This is a genomic window from Paenibacillus sp. FSL M7-0420 (genome assembly GCF_038002345.1).
Lineage (GTDB): Bacteria > Bacillota > Bacilli > Paenibacillales > Paenibacillaceae > Paenibacillus_AQ.
Genome location: NZ_JBBOCJ010000001.1, coordinates 5,209,774 through 5,228,892 on the forward strand (window position 1 = coordinate 5,209,774; position 19,119 = coordinate 5,228,892).

Sequence of the window (19,119 nt, forward strand, 5' to 3'; positions counted from 1 at the left end):
ACAAGGAACCCTTTCAGCAAACGTTATGCTGAAAGGGTTCCTTGTTTTTTATTTCATGCAGCAATTATCCGTAGCAATCAACGGACGCTTAAGCAACTCCCATCCGGTCTTGGCGGATATAAAAGAGGCAAGCTCCCACCCCATCCGGTAATGCGTCTGATAGCCGGGATGGTAACGGCCTCCCCAGCCTTCTACCTCTGGATGAATCAGCCCTAAATCAACCAAGAATACCTTTCCGTTTCCAGTTTGATTACAATAAGCCACGACCTTATCTACACTGGCCAGATAGTTGTTGTTCATGGTTCCAACACAGCAAAAAACATAGGGATCATTGTATTGATCCAGGATAACCTGAATGAATTTTAAATAAGCGGCGATATACTTCTCATCATCAATTGGCGTTGAATAATCGTTTTGACCCAAATTAATGATAATTCCATCAGGAATATATCTGGAGAAGTCCCATGGCGCCGTCTCTTTGCCAAGGGTCCCGAAAAAATGCTCCGGCAATCCATGCTTATTCCCTACCGCATCCTGCCAAACGCCAATGCCGCAAATGGCCATCGTATGATATTCCGCGTTCAACATTCTGGCACTGATCCCGGCATAGGACATATAGCCGTCGTCAAGATGCGGGGCTTCAGCGAGCTCATGCGGATGACCGATCCCTCCTCCATCTGTAATGGAATCCCCAAAGTATTCAAGCCGGATAGGTTTGGCCGCAGGCGGGGCAAGGAAGCTTCCGCCGTCAGGAAGAGAAAAATGATGAAAAGCGATGTTTCCAGTCAAAATCCCTGTCCGCTTGTGAATTTCCAAAGTATGCTCACCATCCGGGAGTCCCTGTTCGATTATGTATGCATGAACCCCCTTCTTCAGATTAATCCAATTACGGGCGATCCCGTCCAATACGATTTCAACGTAATCCTGGCCGCCGGAATCCTCCGCTGTCATAGAGATGGCCGTACCCCGGAAGGCAAGATGAACAGCACTGTTGACCCATCCGCATATCGGATTCCCCTTGTCCGTTAGATCAAATCGCCCCATCAGCCTGGTGTACTTGGTAAAGTCAAAATCCAAAGTAACTCCTCCCCTAAAGGACTCCTCCGGAAAACCTACAGCACTTCCGGAAGGGTCCTTATTCAGTTAATGCATATGACCAGGCTCGCTATTGACCAGTCTTCCCCTGAACCGGAGTAAGCCCTAGCTCCGGATTCGCCAGATCAAGTTTATACATGATTTGATTATAGTTATACCGTGGTGTCGCGACATGATTCGTGAACGTATTCGTATAAGTCCCCTCGAAGTAGATTACCCGGCCGCCATACTTATTGAAGTTTTTATGCTGGGCAACGTTATAGAAAGTATAATTATCGTGCGTAACGATCTTTTTGGCATTAGTCCATGGACCTTGAGGCGCCGGAGCTTCCGCGTACCAGATTTCTCCGAGCACCGATGTCTTCCCCTGCAGCTGCTGCCCGATCATCACATAACGCTGCCGGTAAGCGTTCCATTCGACGGAGCTTGAGGAGATTTGAACCTCTTCGCCGGTATCGGCATCCTTCAATTGATAGTATTGCAGGTCGGACGCTTGGATCACGCCTAAATGGATCAGCTCCTTCTCTTGATCCTGCTTAAGCGGCGGAGTATTCTTTTTCCACCCCCATACAAGCTGGCCGCTTGCGTCACGTTCCAACGACGTTTGAGCTCCGTTGTACGTCGTTCCCGGTGTTAAAGCTGTAAACGATTCATATTGAGTATAGTCGATGATAGCGTCATAGCTTGCGGGAACGCGCAAATTCGGCATCCGGTGTTCGGTAAAGAGCCAATACCCCAGGCCGTTCTCCTCATAATAGGTCGCCTGGCCGCCCGGATGACGCCAATCGTCTATGGAAGGGAACTGGACGACCTGCTCGAATTCCTTAATATTGTCATTAAAAGCAAGGATGCCGAAAGCATTGAGTCCGGGATTGTGAGTACTATATCCGGCGAGCAGGCGTTCATGTCCTGTACTGTCCTTGGCAGTCATCAAACCGAACACCCAAGCTATGCCGGCACCGTCTGGCAGCTGCGGCACCAGGCTTTTGACGAAACCGTCCGGTGTAGTGAAATAGTCCAGATTCACACCAGCATCAGGATCCAATCCGCCGTTTTGCGGCAGCTGAGAAGTTGCTCCCGTCACCCGGAAGTTCCCCAGCGGATACGCCGGTCTGTCGGTGTCGCCCCAGAACCAGTACAGCTTATCGTTGTACGTGATCGTCTGTACGGAATCCTGTCCCATGACCAGACCGTTTATCAGAGGCTCCTGAATCGGCGCCCCCAGACCAAGGAGCATACTGTCTCGATAAATGCCTTGACCCGTAATCCGGTACAGCCGTTCAGCGATGTTGACCCGGTTCATCTCGATTGTAATCGTGCCCCCGGGCGTAATCTGCACAGCCTGCCCGCGATTGCCAAACATATCGGCGGGGATATCATAACCGTGGCTCGACAGATGGAAAAAGACCGACTGATCCATCAATCCGGGTTCACTGAACGCCACTACACCAGCACTATCCGTGTAATACAGAATGTTGTTCGTCGTCTTCAGCTCAACCAGCGGAATGCCCCGGCCCGTCTCGGCATCCACGATCTTGATCTTGAATGGCTCCTGGACCCCTTTCTTTGTGCTGCTCAGATTTTGCCGGGCGCCGCTTTCATCCGCCTGCGCTGCAAACGCGCCGCCCGGCGCCGTCATCATCATCATCATCATCATCATCATCAGCAGCACAAGGCAAGTCCATATTCCCGCACTTTTCCACTGTTTCATTGTCATTTTGTTGGCCTCCCGATCTTAGTCAATTGGATAGAATGAAATCCCCTGTCTATTCATATCACGCCTTGCGTAGCGCCAATCGAAGGGTCTTCACCCCGAACGGACGAAGCCTAAGCATAACTTCTCCGCCTTCGTGCGGCACTTCTGCAATCTTCTCCTCCAGCATATTGGTTTCACTAACCTCCGCCACGGACAGCCCGATGTGAAGCTTGCAGACTACAGAGGCCCCTTTACTCTCGTACAGACGCACCACCCAATCACCCGATCCGTCTTCGGCAAGCTTGACCGTCTCCGCAATCACATTGGCTTGATCAATGCAGAGTACAGAGTGTGTCCCGCCCCCTCCTCCAGGCACAAGGCTGACAGGATAGTTCAGCTCATATGCTTCGCGCACGACAGGACTATCAAGAAACGCACCGTTCCAGAACGTAAATGCATAAGTAAAATGATGCACCCCTTGATCGGACGTTTCATCCGGCCAGGTCGGAGCCCGAAGCAGCGTCAGGCTCATCGTGTTATCATTGACGGAAATGCCGTATTTGCAGTCGTTCAGCAGTGCGAAGCCGCGGTTGGCCTCAGCAAGGGCAGACCACTTATGCTGAACCACTTCGTAACGATCCGCATCATGCGGACGCGAAGCATGATTCGGCCTCTTGACGTGACCGAACTGAATTTCCTGCAGGGACTCGTTCGTATGAATGCGAACCGGGAAATCGACTTTCAGCAGCTTATTCTTCTCGCGCCACTGAATCGTTGTATGGAACTCCACCCGGCGGCTGCCCGCAAGCAACCGGATATCCTGAATCATAGTCGAATGATTCAATTCCCGCTCCACCCGAATATTCGCGAAGAGCGGTCCATTCGCAGTAACGGAAATCTTGGCGTTGGCGTTTAGCTCAACGGGTGCCAAGCGGTAGCGCCGGTCAATCTCCCAGGCATCGAAATCCGAATTTTGATCCCGGTACATCCGCATGACATTACAGCAGTCTGCTGCCCATTCCGTACCGTTCTCCTTATCGACAACCCGTGTAATCTCACCCTTTTCGTTAATTCCAAGGTCAATCCATTCATTCTCCATATGCGATTCACTTGCAAAGACTGTGGACAGAACAGGAACGGCCGGAACTTCCGGTTCAGCCTTGTAAGTCGACCAGCCCATGGAAGGAGCCTCCAGCTGGACATAGCTGACTCCTTCGTGCAATTGCACTGGTAGAACGGCTCCATTGCTATTCGCAATTCCGTGAACGCCATTAGGTAGTGCAACCAGTTCCTGTCTTCTCCAGGACATCGAGTTAAATACGGTAACACTGGATGACTCGCCGTCCGTGATGGCATCTTTTGCTTCAGACGCCATGTTGTACAGTTCCTTATTCAATTCCATCAGCTCAAGCTGCGCCTCTTCATGGACGCGGTGGATAGACGAGCCTGGCAGAATATCGTGGAATTGGTGCAGCAGCAATACCTTCCACAGACGGTCCATCTCCCCGTACGGATAGGCCCGGCTGTTCAAGTGATCCGCTGCAGCCCCCCACAACTCCGCCTCACGGAAGCCAATTTCCGCCTTCCTGTTCAGCTTTTTGATGACCGCTTGTGTTGTATACGTCCCCCGGTGAGCGGGGTAATAGAGCTCTCCCACATACTTGGCATCAGGGATGCCCTTTTCGATCTGATCCCGGAAAAATTCGATTGGCGAGCCGTGCTTCGTCTTGGGAACGCCCTCCAAATTGCCGAGCCTGCGCATAAACTCAAGATCGTCCCGGCTCGAGCCTCCGCCTCCGTCGCCATGCCCGAACTGCGTGAGCCGTGTAGAAATCCCTTCAAGCTGGACGCGGTCTTTCCACTGATTGATCAAGAATGACGGACTGATCCGAATCGGGTAGTAATCCCCATAGTTAAGCAGATGCGACAAGATTTGCGAACCGTCGATCCCCTCCCACAGAAACGTATTATGCGGGAACGGATCTGCCACATTATCATAAGTACCGAACAATTTAACGGTACCGAAATACTTTATCCCGCAACCCTTCATGATTTGCGGCAGGTTCCCGGAATAGCCGAACACGTCAGGCAGCCACAGCATTTCATTGTCTACGCCGAATTCTTCCTTGAAGAAGCGTTTACCGTGCATCGCTTGGCGGATCAGGCTTTCACCGCTAGTAAGATTCGTATCAGGCTCTATCCACATGGAGCCTTCGGGAATGATCCTGCCTTCCTTCACCGCTTGTTTGATCCGCGTATACAGTTCTGGATACAGCCTCTTGACCAACTGGAACAAATAGGGCTGGCTCTGCATGTAGGTATATTCCGGATATTCATCCATGAGCGCAAGCTGATTGGACAGGGTCCGTGCAATCTTACGCTTCGTCTCGGCAATCGGCCACAGCCAGGCCACATCCAGGTGGGACTGTCCCATAAGGTACAGGGTAGGCGCCGTAGAACCGTTGACACAGGATAAAAGCGGTTTCATGATCTCCCTGCACTCTTTTACGTTCTCTCCCAGCAATTCCTGACGCAGGGTCAGGTCCAACGCCGCAAATACCTGGGTCAGACAACGGTCTATCTCCGCAACGCGGAGAGATTTGACATCAAGATGATTGCGAAGATCATACAGGCATTCCAAATCAATGAAAAACTGGTACACCTCTTCTTCAAAAATACAGAGCTGTGACTCTCCGAACACCGGCTGAGAATTGGAATGGCCGGCGTACGCCTCTGCGACAATCTCGAATGGTTCGCCGCTTTTTGCCGAACGGGTTAAGGTTATATAATGATGGTTAAGATCCTTTGCGCCACTCACGATGCCGTCAACATACACCGTCGCTTCGGATCCAAAATCAAGCATGGCCACCAGCCGTTTGCCTTCGGCCTCCTTAGGGACGATAACCGTGGAGCGGAACCAGCCGTACCCCCAGTTCTCCCCCCACTGTTGTCCCCTGGGAATGCTCTGGAACGGTTGTTCATCCATTTCATGAATGAACAGCTGTTCCTTTGTCGTAAAACCTGAAAACTCTATTGAAGAAACCTTTGTAATCATAAATTGATTTCTTTTATTCAGAAGCTTTTCGACATGGAATAAAATCTCCTTTTTCTCATTCAAAGCTCTTCTCACATCCTAGTTATCTTAATTTGCTGTTACTCTTTGCGCAGCATCGTTATAAATTTTCAGAACTTCATCAATGGCGCCCATTTCTTGGACCTTATCTATGAATTCCTGCCAATCATCGAAGCTGCTCTTGCCGGCCACGAATTTAGCCTGTTCTTCCGTAACAAACGTTTTAATCGGGTTCATAATCTCCGAGATCCGTTGGTTCTCATCGCCTGTGAGCTGAATCGAAGGTTCGCTCAGCCAGGAAGGAACGTATTCGTTCTCAGGCATGGGTAAGCTTGTCAGGAAGGGCGACTTCTCAATCGGCACCTCTTCATACTTGCCGTTGAACACGGTATAGTCTGTCGCGGCAAAATCTACAAACGCTCTTGCATCACTAACCATTTGCAGGCCAGGATTATGATTCCGGCTTGCCCGCATGCCATATTTATCACCTTCCAGCCATGGATCTTTGGCATTTTTCAACGAGTCTGCAAAGGTCGGAATACCATTCTCCCCCATCGTATAGGTCGTGCCCTCAATTCCCCAGGTGATGAGTCTGATCATGTCCTCCGAATATTGATAATCAATGAATTTGATCAACTCCTCGGGGTTTTTCACTTTTGAACTTAGGCCATAAGCTGCCCAGCCCAAATCAGGAGTATTGCCATTCACCACTTCCTGCCAGGCTTTCCCGTACTTCGGATTGTCAGGATACAGGGAAACTGCAAAAATCTTGCCATCGTTGGCCGTTCTTGTGTATTCCGCCGGAGTGGTGAACCACTGCGTCAGCCACATGAGGTTGTCGCCGTTCAGCGCCTTTCTTTTCAGCGTATCATCTGTATCAATCGTATACTCCGGGTCTAACAGCTTATCCGCATACAGCTTATTTGCAAATTGGAGCGCATCTTTAAACCCTTCTTCCAGAACCCCATATACATATTTCTCACCGTTCCAGAAAATTTCATCCTTGATATGGTTCGCAGAGAACAGCGATCTCAGACTATTCCATTTGGTTGCGACGGGATATTTGTCGGGATAGAGTTTTTTAAGACTTTTGGCTGCCTCATAAAATTCATCAAGCGTCTTTGGAATTTCGATATGATTCGCTTTGAACACGTCATAGCGGTAAGAGGACGTATTCTGAATGAGCATGCCGCGATCCTCAGGGAACCTCGGAGTGGAAGTTTCCATAAAGGTATACATCTCGCCGTCAGCATTCGTTACCCGCGTCATTCCATTTTTCACCTTGCTAATGTAGTTCATATAATTCGGCATTAACTCTTTATATTGGGCTAATTCGAGGAGCTGGCCCTGAGCAGCCATTTCACTCGTATCATAAAATAACGGCGTCACGAAGAAGTCTGTCAGGTCGTCGCTCGCAATCATGAGTTTGACCTTCTCGTCATACTCGGAAGACGGAATATAGTTATAATCAATCTCCACCTTTTTACCCATGTATGCTTCCATACGTTTGTGCCATTCCTTGCCTACGAGACTATTCGGATTATCCACACCATACGTAGGCAGAGTCACCGAAAAGCGCATCACTTCCTGATCCCCACCATCAGTGGCAGAATTTTTGGATTCATTTGAACATCCTGAAACAATCATCAGTGCGACCAACCCGAGGACAAGTATTTTCGCCAGCTTGTTCATTTCATCCCCCCCTAATTTGTACGATAAATCTCAGCCTTTAACGGAGCCTACGAATAATCCCTTGGTGAAATGCTTCTGAAAGAAGGGATAAATGCACATAATCGGAAACATGGTTATAATAATGACACTCATTCGTACCGCCTTCGGATCAAGCGTTTCTCCCGGGGCATTGACAGCAACAGCACCGCCTCCTACCCGGCCTTGAATCGCAGTCGTATCCAAAGTGAACAGATAGTTTCTTAATACCATCTGCAAAGGGTACTTATCCTGATCCCGCAAGTATATCAGGGCTTCGAACCAGCTGTTCCAGCTTCCGACCAGACCGAACAGAGCAAAGGTTGCAAAAAGCGCTTTCGACAACGGCAGTATAATTCTGAATAGGACCACTAAATCATTCGCCCCGTCGATATAAGCAGAGTCCTTCAGCTCAGAAGGGATATTTAGAAAGAAGGTACGAAATAAAAATACGTTATAAGCGCTGATTGCGCCCGGGAGAATCATGACCCATACCGTGTCTAACAGGTTCAGACTGCGCATAAGCAGATAGGTCGGAATCAAACCGCCGCCGAAAAACATCGTTATCATAAGGAAGAAGGTCAAAAATTTCTTACCTGCAAATCCAGGGATCGTGAGCGGGTACGCCATCATTGCCGTAAAAAACAGCATGATCCCCGTCGAGCCTGTCGCATAAATAATTGAGTTCAGATACCCTTTAAAAATGTATGGATCATGAAATACCGTCGTGTAGGCTTCCAGATTAAATCCCTTAGGCCAAATCGTTACGCTCCCGGAAGAGATGTAACTTGCACGGCTTAGCGATGTCGCGACAATGTGCAGAATCGGATACAGTACAACAACCAGAATCAACAGCATGATCACAACATTTATTACATCGAAAGCTCTGGAGCCTAAGCTATCCCTTTTCAACTTCCCACCACCTAGAACAGACTTGTCTCTGACACTTTGCGGCTAATCCAATTGGTCAAGTAAAGAACAATAAAGGAAATAAGCGACATAAACATTCCGATTGCTGTGGTGTACTCATATTGCGCACCCAGTATACCTTGACGATAAACATAAGACCCAATGACATCCGCTACTTCATATGTCTCAGGGGAATAGAGCAGAATGATCTTCTGAAAATCACTCCCAAGAACTCCTCCTACGGCGAAAATCAGCAAAATGATTGTGGTCGGCTTGAGCGAGGGCCATGTAATGTGCACAACCTTCTTCCACCGGCCTGCCCCGTCTACTTCAGCCACATCATAAAGCGTTGGATCTATTCCGCTTAATGCGGCAAGGTAGATGATCGTGCCGAACCCGACGCCTTGCCATATACCGGAGGAAATGAAGATGGACCGGAAAAAATCCGACTCCAGAAGAAACATAACCGGCTCTCCGCCGAAAAAGGCGACAATATTATTAAACAAGCCGTCTCTTGCCGTAAATTCCTTCAGCATTCCCGCAACAATGACGACGGAAATAAAATGCGGGAAATAAGATACCGTCTGAACCATCTTCTTAAATCTTTTATTCCTTAGTTCATTGAACAGCAGAGCCAATATAATCGGCGCCGGAAACGACCAGAATAAAGTATACAAACCAAGAAGCAACGTGTTCTTCAACACTCTAAACGCCATGGGATCATTAAAAAAAGAAAGGAAATACTTGAATCCCACCCACTCGCTCCCCCATATCCCCTTAGAAGCGTTAAAATCCTTGAAAGCGATTAGAATTCCGTACATCGGAAAATAATGAAAAATTAACAGCGTCAGGAAGCCGGGAAGCACCATAAGGTAGAGATAGCGGTGCCTGATCATTCTGGCTATGAACCTGTTATTACTTGTCTTCACATTAACGCCTCCTGACTGTCAACGTGTTGTAGTCTTATACGGCTGGTACTAGGCTCACAGACACCTGAACTCCACGATTCAGCCGTTTGCAAGCGCATTCATTTTCACCTCCAGATCAGAACCCAGTTCGTCGAAACCGGGTTGTTCGTGCTTTCCGTTTCATCAGATTAGACCATCATGATGCCAAATGTTATTATGCTAAATAAAAAATATCACATACCTTTTAATGCGTCAATATATAAAACCTAAACAGAAATAATATTAATTTGGTATACTATCTGTGAATTTTGCCAAATTGCCGGTACCGATGAGGCGTCAGATTATGTCTCCGTTTAAACAAGTCGTAGAAGTAGCTAACATTCTCAAGTCCAATCTCCAAACTGATATCTACGATTTCCATATCCGTATTCAGCAGCAAATTCCCGGCGTAGGAAATCCTTAATTCATTGATATATTGGGTCGGAGACATCCCGAGATGCTCCCTGAACATTCTGCATACGTAAGCATGCGATTTGCCGGACAGCTGAACAAGCGCGGCCGTTCCCCGCGTAAATTGTTCTTTCTTATTCACCTCTTTGCATAGGGCCTTTAACCATTCCGGCTGTCCCGCAGGTTCGAACGGCTCCGCTTCAGCCGTGATATAACGGGAGAACAGGTCGGTCAAGATGGCTCTTACCTCTGCTTTGATAGCCAGCTTCTTCTCCTGCGGGATCAGATTGAGCTGCTCCAGCCGATACCGCACATATTCTTTTTCCGTTTTGGACAGCAAAGCCGACGGCGGCATGGCCGGCTCAAGAAGCCTCCCACTCGGGAATCCCTCTCCCAAAAAAGCAATCATGTCATCCAGAACCTCCCGGTTAAACGACAAATTAATGAACTGGCAATCACTATCTGCCGTCTGCTCATAGCAATGCACATCCCGGTCCCGTATGAACACGAGCGTATTTTCCTGCAACAACTGACGATTGCTGTTAATAACATGCACAACGCTTCCCTTCAGAATGAGAAACAATTCAAAAAAGTCATGACAATGCAAACCGATCGTCTCGCGCACCGAAGCGATCAGCCGGTAATGGGCCTGAATTTCAGAATCAATGCCGTCCGCCGCGAGAAGCTTCAACATTGGCGATATTCCTCCTTGTTCGTAAATGTACTTTGATAAAGACAAGCCTTGCAATGTCAAACCACCATAATACATCCAAAAATGGAGCAAGAATTGGGATATAGCTATCCATTAGGATAGAATTGTTATTGAAGCCTGAAAGGAGATTGCGCAAATGAACTTATTGCAGCTGCGTCAGCAATTTGAAGCAAACAAGCGGATCTATGAAAGCGCTAAGCTTGTCTTCCACGGGGTGGAAGACTTCGATGTCTACAATCCTACGATCCCGTTTGAATGGAACGGCAAGCGCTACATTTATGGACGCCTGGAAAGACGCCAGGAGTGGGCACGGTCTTGGGTTCGCCTGTTCGAGCAGAGCGGTCCGGATGACTGGACAGCCGTGCCGGACACCATGATTTACCAGCTTGAAGACCCTTATATTAGCATCATCCACAAACAACTTGTATTGGGCGGTACACATGTCCGTTATAAGCAGGGGCAGCTTGATACTTTCTACGGGTACTTCTACAAAGGCCGTGATATTCATGATCTCTTCTACTTCACGACCGGTCCGGATTATATGAAAGACATTCGGCTCGTAGAGCTTCAGGATGGCAGAATCGGCGTCTTCTCACGACCACGCGGAGAAGGAATACGCAAGGAATTCGGAAGTGAATCTTTAGTTGGATTCACGATCATCAACAGTCTCGACGACCTGTCTCCGGAGGTTATCGGGAACGCCCCTAACATCCGAGGCCTGTTCCACGAGGATGAGTGGGGGGGCTGCAATCAGGCCTACTTGCTTGAGAGCGGGAAGATCGGCGTCATTGGTCATATCTGTTATGCCGAAAGAGATATATCGACCTATATGAACATGGCTTTCGTATTGGACCCGCAGACGAATCAATTCTCCGGGTTGAGAATCATCGGCACACGTCCATGTTATCCGGAGGGTCCCGCCAAGAAACCGCATCTGACGGACTGCACATTCACCGCCGGCATAGAAATGCGTCCCGACGGCAAGGTCAATCTGTACAGCGGCATCGGCGATTGCGAAGTTGCTCGTATTGTCATCGACTACCCGTTCGAGAAGGAAGGCGCCATTGTTACTCTCTAAATCAAACACTCAAGCTTCGGGCTGCTGGATTTGCCAGCAGCTCTTTGGGTTGTCCGTTGACGGCGTAGCTGACTGCAGTAAAGATGTTATGTTAAGTTAATGAAACAGCATACTTTATTTGACCCCATAGTAATACATACCTGCACAAATTTCAATTATTTTATCTAATAAAGCCCCAATATTACTTAATTCCCGAGAATCCTCTCCTTATTCGATAAAAATTCATCCAAAACACTTTGCAAGTAAGTATACTTTTTGAAACAATGTACGCTATAATTGAGGAAATGTCGATATGAGGTGAACTTACTTGAGCAAGAAGGACTTAACTCTGCCAAAGTACCAGATGGTTAAAGACTATGTCTTATCCCAGATTGAGAATCAGGAATTTACAGAAGAAAACCGGATTCCCAGCGAGTCGGAATTCTCCAAGCTGCTGGAAGTCAGCACTATTACTGTGCGCAAAGCACTGTCAGAGCTGGTAAACGAAGGCGTGATCTACCGTGTCAGGGGTAAGGGGAGCTTCGTCGCCAGTCAAGCGGCCGTCCCGGAAAAGACCTCGAATCTGGTGGCTTTTGTCATTTCCGGCGTCGAACTGTACGATAGCTCGTATATGCAGATCATGAGGGGCATCCAGTCCTTCCTGGGCAAACATGGCTGCAAGCTGATCATTGAATTCGTGGAGAATGATTTCGAGCAGGAGCGTGCACTTGTGCTGGAGCTGATTCGAACAGAACTAAGAGGACTACTCATCTATTCCTCTGATCCCGAAGCAGCAAAGGGCTACCTCGGGGAGATTCGCAAAACAGCAATTCCCTTTGTTATGCTGGATCGCTCGCCTTCCGGCTATCCAGTCAACGTCGTCACTTGTAATAACCACGACGGCGCTTATGAAGCAGTAGAATACTTGATACAGCAAGGTCACCGGCGAATCGGATTTGCAGCTTACGACTATCATCTGAGTCCGGAGATTGACAGATATAACGGTTATCGCAATGCCATGTTGAATGCGTCCATTCCGATATCCGAGTCTCTCTTGTTCCTGGATAAGGACATGGATCACTCTATGCTTGCACACCTGATTCAAAGCGGGGAGCTGACCGCTCTTTTCTGCGCCAACGATAAGCGGGCCCTTGAGGTAATAGAGCAGCTGACCGCACTTGATATCCGTATCCCTGAACAGGTATCCCTGATCGGCTTTGACGATTTCGAGAGCTCCAAGTTCGCCAAGGTCGCCTTGAGCACAGTGAAGCAATATTTCGACGTTCTTGGCTATGAGAGTGCCAAACTGCTGTTCGAAATTACCGAAGGCTCGTCCTATGGCAACAAGAAAGTCATGTTGCCTACTAGCCTGGTTATACGTGAGACCACTAAGCCATTCCAAGGTAATGCTTGATTCACCCGGTCCATTCTATCCTGATTATATTGGACCGCAAGCTTTTACCCGCTAGCCGATACGCAGAAGCTCACAATAGGCCAGCCCCCTGATTAAGGAGGCTGGCCTATATTAACAGACCCTTTTATCTCTCTAACTTCCAACCTCCCAGTATCTTGGGTGAAGCCCGGTCACATTGCTTTCCACTCTTCGAATTGCTCCTGTGCTTCTGCAATGACTTTATCCAGCCCGGCAGCCTTCATCTTAGCTATTGCCTTCGGCAGATATTCATCCGGATCGACCGCACCTGTCATAATAGGTGGATAGAATTCCTTCACGATCGCCGAGATGGACGCCACTTCCGTCTTCGCCGGATCCGGGTTGAAGTTAAAGCCAAAAAATAACATCATCAGAGAGCAGGTTCAAGAACATCATAGCCCGCTCTGGATTGGGCAGATCGAACGTGGAGAAAAGAACCCTACGATCAAAATATTAGAACTAATCTCGGCTACTCTGGAGATCATCTTAGTTGATTTATTAACTTTATATGATCCGAAGGGTGGTATGAGAAAGCGGTTGCCATCCTTCAGTTTTAACAATAACCCCAGAAACCATTAAGCAGTGTCTACTGGAAGGTGTGGGCAGGTTCCAAAAAGCAAAAAAAAGAGCACCTTTACAGTACTCTCCCAGCTCCTTCACAACAATCTATTCATCAGGGCTATACTCTATCAACTCCGACAGCTTACACTGGAACGTATCGCATAACCTAACCAATGTCTCCAGCTTAACGGTCTCCAAGTCCGTTTCCCGGTACAGTTTGTTAATCGAATTCCGGCTTAGGCCTGATTTCTCCATCAACTCGGTGATGTCGTCGATCCGGTGTTTGGCCATTAGGATTCTTAAGTTGCTTCTCAACATGAGGCGTAGCTCCCTACACTTAATAGTATTTATAGTTATGTTCCATATCCATCTGGAAGGGATGTACCGGGAACTGCTGGATACGGATCCTACATATAAAATGCTGCTGCAAGAAAGTGATCAGTACTTCCACCAGCTTAGGAACGCCCTTCCCGAGGACCAGCAGGGTTCTGCTTTCCAGTATGAAGACACGCAGTTCTCCCTTCAAGCCATAACCGAACGCGCCATTTACCTGCAAGGCTTCAAGGATGCGCTCTATCTCTCCAATGAGCTGCGGAGTTCTTCCACTGCTTAATTCTATCTTAGCTGTATATTTTCCTGTTTCTATTGTGAAATCTGTTTCTACCCAAACTCTGTTTTCATCCTGTACTCTTTTTTCGATATCAGTATGTATAGAAAAGACGCATTCAGCAGAATGCGTCTTTCTCTACTACTATATATGCCGAGGACGGGGGTCGAACCCGTACGGTACTCACGTACCGCAGGATTTTAATTCCACCCTAGTTATTCGCACGACAAAAAACCGCACCACTGCGCCACTCCTACGCTATTTTCACGTTTACCTGCCCGCCAGCTACCCGAGGACCTGTCCGTTCATTTACTCGATATGCCCTACGCAGAGTACGTAATACTGTGCGCTTAGCTTCTAATAGTTTAGCGTATTTGCAAACGCAAAAAAGCGCAACCCTCACGGATGCTACTCTGCAAAGACTGCGTAATGTTTCATTTCGTGATTAACTCCCCGGACGCCGTTCGGATAATTCGCGTTTTACATTTCGGGCATTTAGACGACCCGTCGAGTAGCTTCGATTCAAATCCGCACGTAGGGCAGGCAACGCTCTCCGTCTTTACGTATTTTACAATCGCGAGTGGTATGCCGATGACTCCACCGAGAATAAGTCCGATAATGATCGCAAGTATGAACACGCGCGTTCGACCTCCGTTTAATTTTACCATTATTTACCTTTATTATCGTCCGCCGGGAACGTTTTGGTTTTGTAAGTAACGATACTCACACGACATTAAGATTATTACATATACTGACTCCCCGAGATAAAAATGCTGCGCGGATTCTGAGTACAGCTGAATTCGCTTACTTAAAGTAAGCCCTTGGGGTTCAATTTTCTGCGTTAAAGCGTCACTTTAACGTAATGAATACGATATACATTTACCAGTACACAGGACTCTAACTCCTGTGCGTATGCAAAACGAGGGTAAACGTAGGCGCGGCGCGGGTTTGAGCCGTCCGTTGCATAAACGCCCCTTATACGCTGCATATACATTTCCAGCACACGGCCTTACGATCCCTACAACCGCGCGGCTTAACGCATATCGACGCTGGTAGATTATACATACGTAATGATTACGTTTATGCATGCGTTTATGCAGCGCCAGGACACGCCGAAACGCTGCCCCCCTGAAATTTCCAAGGGGCCACCCGGTCCGAGCCGCCTGCAGGTGAAACGGCCAATAGTCGCCAAAAGTCGAAAGTATCCGAAGCCCCCATGTTTGCGAAAAGATGCCGTTTTGTATACTTTTGGGACGATACATGTCCCGGTACAATCAGTGTATATTCCCCGTACATCTGCGTCACGCTTACGATTATGCGCGTTTACATCGCCTTCCGTTTTGTTGTGCGTTAACCCGACGCAAGGTAACACGCATGAGTTTCGTATCCTACATGAATCCGCAATCTTTAAACAGACGTTCGATCCCGTCAACGGTCGTAGGTAATGGCCTGCGCTTTATACGTGGACGTTTCGCTTCCATCTTCCTACGTAGTTCCCTAGCGAATTCCTTACGCAGCCGCCATCGGTACAGCGTACGCCTATCTACCGTACAGGCCCGCGCTATATCGTCAAGGTTAGGCGTAGGCACCGTCGTTAGTAGCTCGATCGCTAGGTAATGGCGTTCATCCAGCGGCGGCCGGCTGCGCTTCTTACGCTTCTTTGATGCCACGTTATCACATTCCTTTCTCTTTCCTTACTGATAGAATTAAAAAATAAACCTATTAATAGGCAAAACGTACACGACTAAGAGTGGCCAATCGTTCGGCTATGCCGCATCCCTTCCGTTAAGATTCGCTTTGATATCGTGTACATCCAGCGCAAGCGTTTCGTACTGGCCTGCGAGTGACTCGAACCGTTGCGCCAGGCTCTCCGCTAAACTCATTAAGCGGTCTTCACGCGCCAAAGCTGCTATATTTATGCGCTTAATCTCGCGCCATACTACCCCGGTGACAACCGCAATTGCTCCGATGACAGCGCCATTAATAATCGTATCCATCCGTTAACCCGTCTCCTTTCGTTGGGTATACGCAAAAAAGCCCCGCGCGTGATTGCGAAGGGCTTGCGTTTGGGATTGCGAGTTAGTGCGTAGTAAGAGGAAGAAGATGAATTAGAGTAGAAATCAAAAAAGCCACTCCGATGAGGGAGTGGCTTTAGATAAAAGTTATGTACTATTTCCTCGTGAAGTCTTTCATATAATCGCCTTTATATTGGGAAAGGAGTTCCTTGAATGCATTTGAGATTGATTCGAACAAATCAAAATTATAAAAAATTGCCTCGTCAATCATTTGAGTATTAGAAACTTTACCCATATACCATTCTTCACAGAGATCCGTTTTGGGTACAGTAAACACCTGATCTAGCAGCACTACACTATCTTTGTCTAAAAAATTATTATCAGCCAATGGTAGTGCTGCGTGATAAGGGTATTTTAATACTCCGTTCTCCGTAAGTCGGTTAGATATGTCTGTAATCGGAGAAATGATCACTCTATCTTGTTTTGGTCTGAACTTCCCAATTATTATACAGGGATGTATCAAATCCATTGTGTTTGCCGAAGCAACGCTTAAACTACTAAAGTTGAACCAATGAACACAACCACGATCTGTGTTTTCGAGCTTAATTCGAGTTGGCGAAGATGGTAATGCGGGAGCTGGCATTTATCACACCTCAACTATTCTTCAGAATATAACTTCTTTTTTTCTTTCATTGATTCCACAAAATTAATTCCATAATCGTCATCTTGATTTTCAAAATGTTTTTGTATAGACTTTCTTTTGTGAGGATCAATGATCATATCAAGTATATTCTTGGTGTTCAAAGCGTTTTTAATTTTGGAACTTTTTAATTCTAATACTACACCCATGTCTTCGTCCTCCTTGTTTTTACTCAAGCATATCGCCTCCCATATAAGTCAATGGTAAAGTCTACGCCAGAATAAAAATTTATATACCCAATTGATGACTCATTGTCAATAGGTATTTTCTCTCTTGTAGGAATAATATACCATGTAAATATATGATAAGAAACATCTGTGGATTATTCTGTGGATAAACCTGTGCATAACTCTTTTCTATCCACAAGTGAGTGGGGAAACGTTATACAAAAATTGATTAATAAAAGAATTGAAAATATATTATTCGCAATTATTAGTAGATTTTTTGTGCAAGAAAACAACCAAAATAAAAGAGCCATTCAGAGAGTGAATCTGAAGGCTCTTTTATAATGCGTATTTTTACGTCTCACTAGTGAACAGTATGGTCCTATCGCAAATCAATTACCCGTCAAGGATCTGTCTTCGGTCCAGTTTGCGTTAAGTGTATTTGAAAAACCAGCTGTTATATTTGCGGGCCTCCGTTAATTTATTCGTTAATCTTTTATTCCCGTAGACTGCAGCCGCGCAACCGCTCGCGTACGTTCATCGTAGAACGCAGTAATATCAGCGCGGTCCGTAAGCACGACCTCTTCTGCGCCCATGTCGATGTTCTGCGTAATATACGTCGGAGCCGCCGGAGCCTGCGCTGCTACACGCGGAGTTACGATCATATCCCACAACGCTGCCTGTTGCGACGCGTTGAGAATTAGCTCTTGTCCATGCGCGATAACCGGTACAGCCGATCCCACTGCGCCTTGAACGATGCCGCCCTCGCTAAAATGCTGCAGCTTCTTCCCGGTATCTGCGCCGACTCCGTACAGGTCGCGCAGCTCTTGATTCCGCGCAGCTAACCGCGCCATTTCCGCCGCATCCCCGCGAGTCTTGGCTGCCGTCCACCGGTCCTTATTCGCGTTGTACTCGTCGAGGTCGGCCTCTTTCTGTGACGCCGCTTTTGTCGCAGCGACTTCGGCCATCTTCGCTTTATACTGCGAGACGAACGTGTCCAGCTCGGTCAGAATCGTAGCGTTAGCCGTAGCAGCCTCGGAGACACGGAACGCGGCAATGCCGGCCTCAATCGTTTTGATATCGCCAGAATATGCGTCAAATGCTGCGGTCAGCGCTTCGTACTGCGCCTCGGCATCCGTTTTCTCTTTCTCGTACGCCGTAAGCTGCGTCTCCTTCTCTTTCTGGAGCGCGGTCTTCTGCGATTCAAGTTCACGCTTGCGCAAGTCGCGGTCGTGTTCGAGAACCATACGGTCGCGGTCTTTGATCGCCTGCTCGCGCTCTGCGATTCCCTCCGGCCCTACTGCGGACGCGAGTTCTGCAATTCGGGCGTTCTTCTCCGTGATCTGCGTTCCGTAGTCGGCATCCGCGTTAAGCGTCTGCTCTTTCGCAAGCAGTTCGTCGATGGCGGCGATCTTCTCGTCCTGCGCAGCGACATACGCCTTCTTCCGCGCCTCAATCGCTTCTAGGTCCGTCTTCTTCGCGGCATCAATGCGGGACTTTTCAGTTTTAACGAGTGCCTCCGCCAGTTTGGCCGTATCGTCTATAAGCGTTTTGCGCGCTTGATATAGCTGTTCGTCGGCCTTCTCGTAAATACTCGCTATCCTTCGCATACTGACCGCGCAGCTTCGTCCATTCTGCGACCTTGAACGCTGCGACGTCCGCTTCCGCTGCGCCTGAGTCTTCGAGCCTGCGCACCTCTTTCTCCAAGAGCTTCACGCGCTTATCGTACGTATCCCTCGCTTCCCTCTCGGTAGCCGAAGCGACATCCTTACGGGCAGCGCGCGCCTGCTCATCCGCTTTCGCGTAGTAATCAGAATCCTTGCCGTAGCGATTACGAAGCTGCTGCCAGAGATAGAGTTTTTGATTCGCAATTTGACGCTCCGTCTTGCCCGCGTCTTCCATGCGGCGGACTTCCTGCTCAATCGTCGTATTGCTGAAATCATAACGCGACTGAACGGAATCCTCAGAAAGACGTTTGAGCTGCAGATTAAGAGTGCACGCGTCTTCTACGGATTCCTTCAAAAAGACCGCAT

The 19,119-nt window shown here is 48.1% G+C and carries 19 protein-coding genes; 4 read left to right on the forward strand and 15 right to left on the reverse strand.

Going from position 1 to position 19,119, the window contains the following annotated elements; translation table 11 throughout:
* Positions 1–48: 48 nt before the first annotated feature.
* The 7 genes from MKX51_RS22150 to MKX51_RS22180 form a co-directional block, all read right to left on the reverse strand.
* Positions 49–1,077: an SGNH/GDSL hydrolase family protein gene (locus tag MKX51_RS22150; protein ID WP_340993899.1), complete on the reverse strand. Its 1,029-nt coding sequence runs from the start codon at positions 1,075–1,077 to the stop codon at positions 49–51.
* An 88-nt stretch (positions 1,078–1,165) separates the two neighbouring features.
* Complete coding sequence (locus MKX51_RS22155) at positions 1,166–2,812, reverse strand: hypothetical protein (RefSeq protein ID WP_340993900.1); 1,647 nt, start codon at positions 2,810–2,812, stop codon at positions 1,166–1,168.
* 58 nt (positions 2,813–2,870) lie between these two features.
* Positions 2,871–5,777, reverse strand: a complete 2,907-nt coding sequence (locus MKX51_RS22160) for an alpha-mannosidase (protein ID WP_340993901.1) — start codon at positions 5,775–5,777, stop codon at positions 2,871–2,873.
* Between the two features lie 156 nt (positions 5,778–5,933).
* Positions 5,934–7,556 (reverse strand): extracellular solute-binding protein, encoded by a 1,623-nt coding sequence (locus MKX51_RS22165; RefSeq protein ID WP_340993902.1) that lies wholly within the window; start codon positions 7,554–7,556, stop codon positions 5,934–5,936.
* A gap of 30 nt (positions 7,557–7,586) precedes the next feature.
* Complete coding sequence (locus tag MKX51_RS22170) at positions 7,587–8,483, reverse strand: carbohydrate ABC transporter permease (protein ID WP_340993903.1); 897 nt, start codon at positions 8,481–8,483, stop codon at positions 7,587–7,589.
* Positions 8,484–8,494: 11 nt separating this feature from the next.
* On the reverse strand, positions 8,495–9,409 hold the full coding sequence (locus MKX51_RS22175; RefSeq protein WP_340993904.1) for an ABC transporter permease: 915 nt from the start codon (positions 9,407–9,409) through the stop codon (positions 8,495–8,497).
* Positions 9,410–9,683: 274 nt separating this feature from the next.
* Positions 9,684–10,532 carry an AraC family transcriptional regulator gene (locus MKX51_RS22180; protein ID WP_340993905.1) on the reverse strand — a complete coding sequence of 283 codons (849 nt, stop codon included), beginning with the start codon at positions 10,530–10,532 and terminating at the stop codon, positions 9,684–9,686.
* 154 nt (positions 10,533–10,686) lie between these two features.
* Between MKX51_RS22180 and MKX51_RS22185 the strand changes: the two genes are divergently transcribed.
* Both MKX51_RS22185 and MKX51_RS22190 read left to right on the forward strand, forming a co-directional pair.
* The gene (locus tag MKX51_RS22185; protein ID WP_340938966.1) at positions 10,687–11,628 is read left to right on the forward strand and encodes an MTP-1 family protein; all 942 of its coding nucleotides are present in this window, start codon (positions 10,687–10,689) and stop codon (positions 11,626–11,628) included.
* A 307-nt stretch (positions 11,629–11,935) separates the two neighbouring features.
* Complete coding sequence (locus MKX51_RS22190; protein ID WP_340993906.1) at positions 11,936–13,021, forward strand: LacI family DNA-binding transcriptional regulator; 1,086 nt, start codon at positions 11,936–11,938, stop codon at positions 13,019–13,021.
* 170 nt (positions 13,022–13,191) lie between these two features.
* Here MKX51_RS22190 and MKX51_RS22195 read toward each other — a convergent pair whose 3' ends face one another.
* Both MKX51_RS22195 and MKX51_RS22200 read right to left on the reverse strand, forming a co-directional pair.
* A complete protein-coding gene (locus MKX51_RS22195; protein WP_340993907.1) occupies positions 13,192–13,410 on the reverse strand; it encodes a DUF3502 domain-containing protein in 219 nt (72 codons plus the stop codon).
* Positions 13,411–13,705: 295 nt separating this feature from the next.
* A complete protein-coding gene (locus MKX51_RS22200) occupies positions 13,706–13,951 on the reverse strand; it encodes a helix-turn-helix domain-containing protein (protein ID WP_445322077.1) in 246 nt (81 codons plus the stop codon).
* 4 nt (positions 13,952–13,955) lie between these two features.
* Here MKX51_RS22200 and MKX51_RS22205 point away from each other — a divergent pair, with 4 nt between their 5' ends.
* Positions 13,956–14,213, forward strand: coding sequence for a hypothetical protein (locus MKX51_RS22205; protein ID WP_340993909.1), 258 nt, complete (start codon positions 13,956–13,958; stop codon positions 14,211–14,213).
* A gap of 1,382 nt (positions 14,214–15,595) precedes the next feature.
* On the opposite strand, the gene MKX51_RS33250 is transcribed toward MKX51_RS22205, so the two are convergent.
* From MKX51_RS33250 to MKX51_RS22225, 5 genes are all read right to left on the reverse strand, one after another.
* Complete coding sequence (locus MKX51_RS33250) at positions 15,596–15,877, reverse strand: phBC6A51 family helix-turn-helix protein (RefSeq protein WP_445322027.1); 282 nt, start codon at positions 15,875–15,877, stop codon at positions 15,596–15,598.
* 96 nt (positions 15,878–15,973) lie between these two features.
* Positions 15,974–16,204: a hypothetical protein gene (locus MKX51_RS22210; protein ID WP_340993910.1), complete on the reverse strand. Its 231-nt coding sequence runs from the start codon at positions 16,202–16,204 to the stop codon at positions 15,974–15,976.
* Between the two features lie 172 nt (positions 16,205–16,376).
* Positions 16,377–16,865 (reverse strand): type II toxin-antitoxin system PemK/MazF family toxin, encoded by a 489-nt coding sequence (locus tag MKX51_RS22215; protein WP_340993911.1) that lies wholly within the window; start codon positions 16,863–16,865, stop codon positions 16,377–16,379.
* A 14-nt stretch (positions 16,866–16,879) separates the two neighbouring features.
* Positions 16,880–17,071, reverse strand: coding sequence for a hypothetical protein (locus MKX51_RS22220; RefSeq protein ID WP_340993912.1), 192 nt, complete (start codon positions 17,069–17,071; stop codon positions 16,880–16,882).
* Positions 17,072–17,574: 503 nt separating this feature from the next.
* The gene (locus MKX51_RS22225) at positions 17,575–18,333 is read right to left on the reverse strand and encodes a hypothetical protein (protein WP_340993913.1); all 759 of its coding nucleotides are present in this window, start codon (positions 18,331–18,333) and stop codon (positions 17,575–17,577) included.
* Here MKX51_RS22225 and MKX51_RS22230 point away from each other — a divergent pair.
* Positions 18,319–18,552 carry a hypothetical protein gene (locus MKX51_RS22230; protein ID WP_340993914.1) on the forward strand — a complete coding sequence of 78 codons (234 nt, stop codon included), beginning with the start codon at positions 18,319–18,321 and terminating at the stop codon, positions 18,550–18,552. The two genes, MKX51_RS22225 and MKX51_RS22230, sit on opposite strands and share 15 nt — an antisense overlap.
* Positions 18,553–18,592: 40 nt before the next feature.
* Here the strand turns inward: MKX51_RS22230 and MKX51_RS22235 are convergent, their stop codons facing one another.
* Positions 18,593–19,108 (reverse strand): hypothetical protein, encoded by a 516-nt coding sequence (locus tag MKX51_RS22235; RefSeq protein ID WP_340993915.1) that lies wholly within the window; start codon positions 19,106–19,108, stop codon positions 18,593–18,595.
* Positions 19,109–19,119 lie beyond the last annotated feature (11 nt).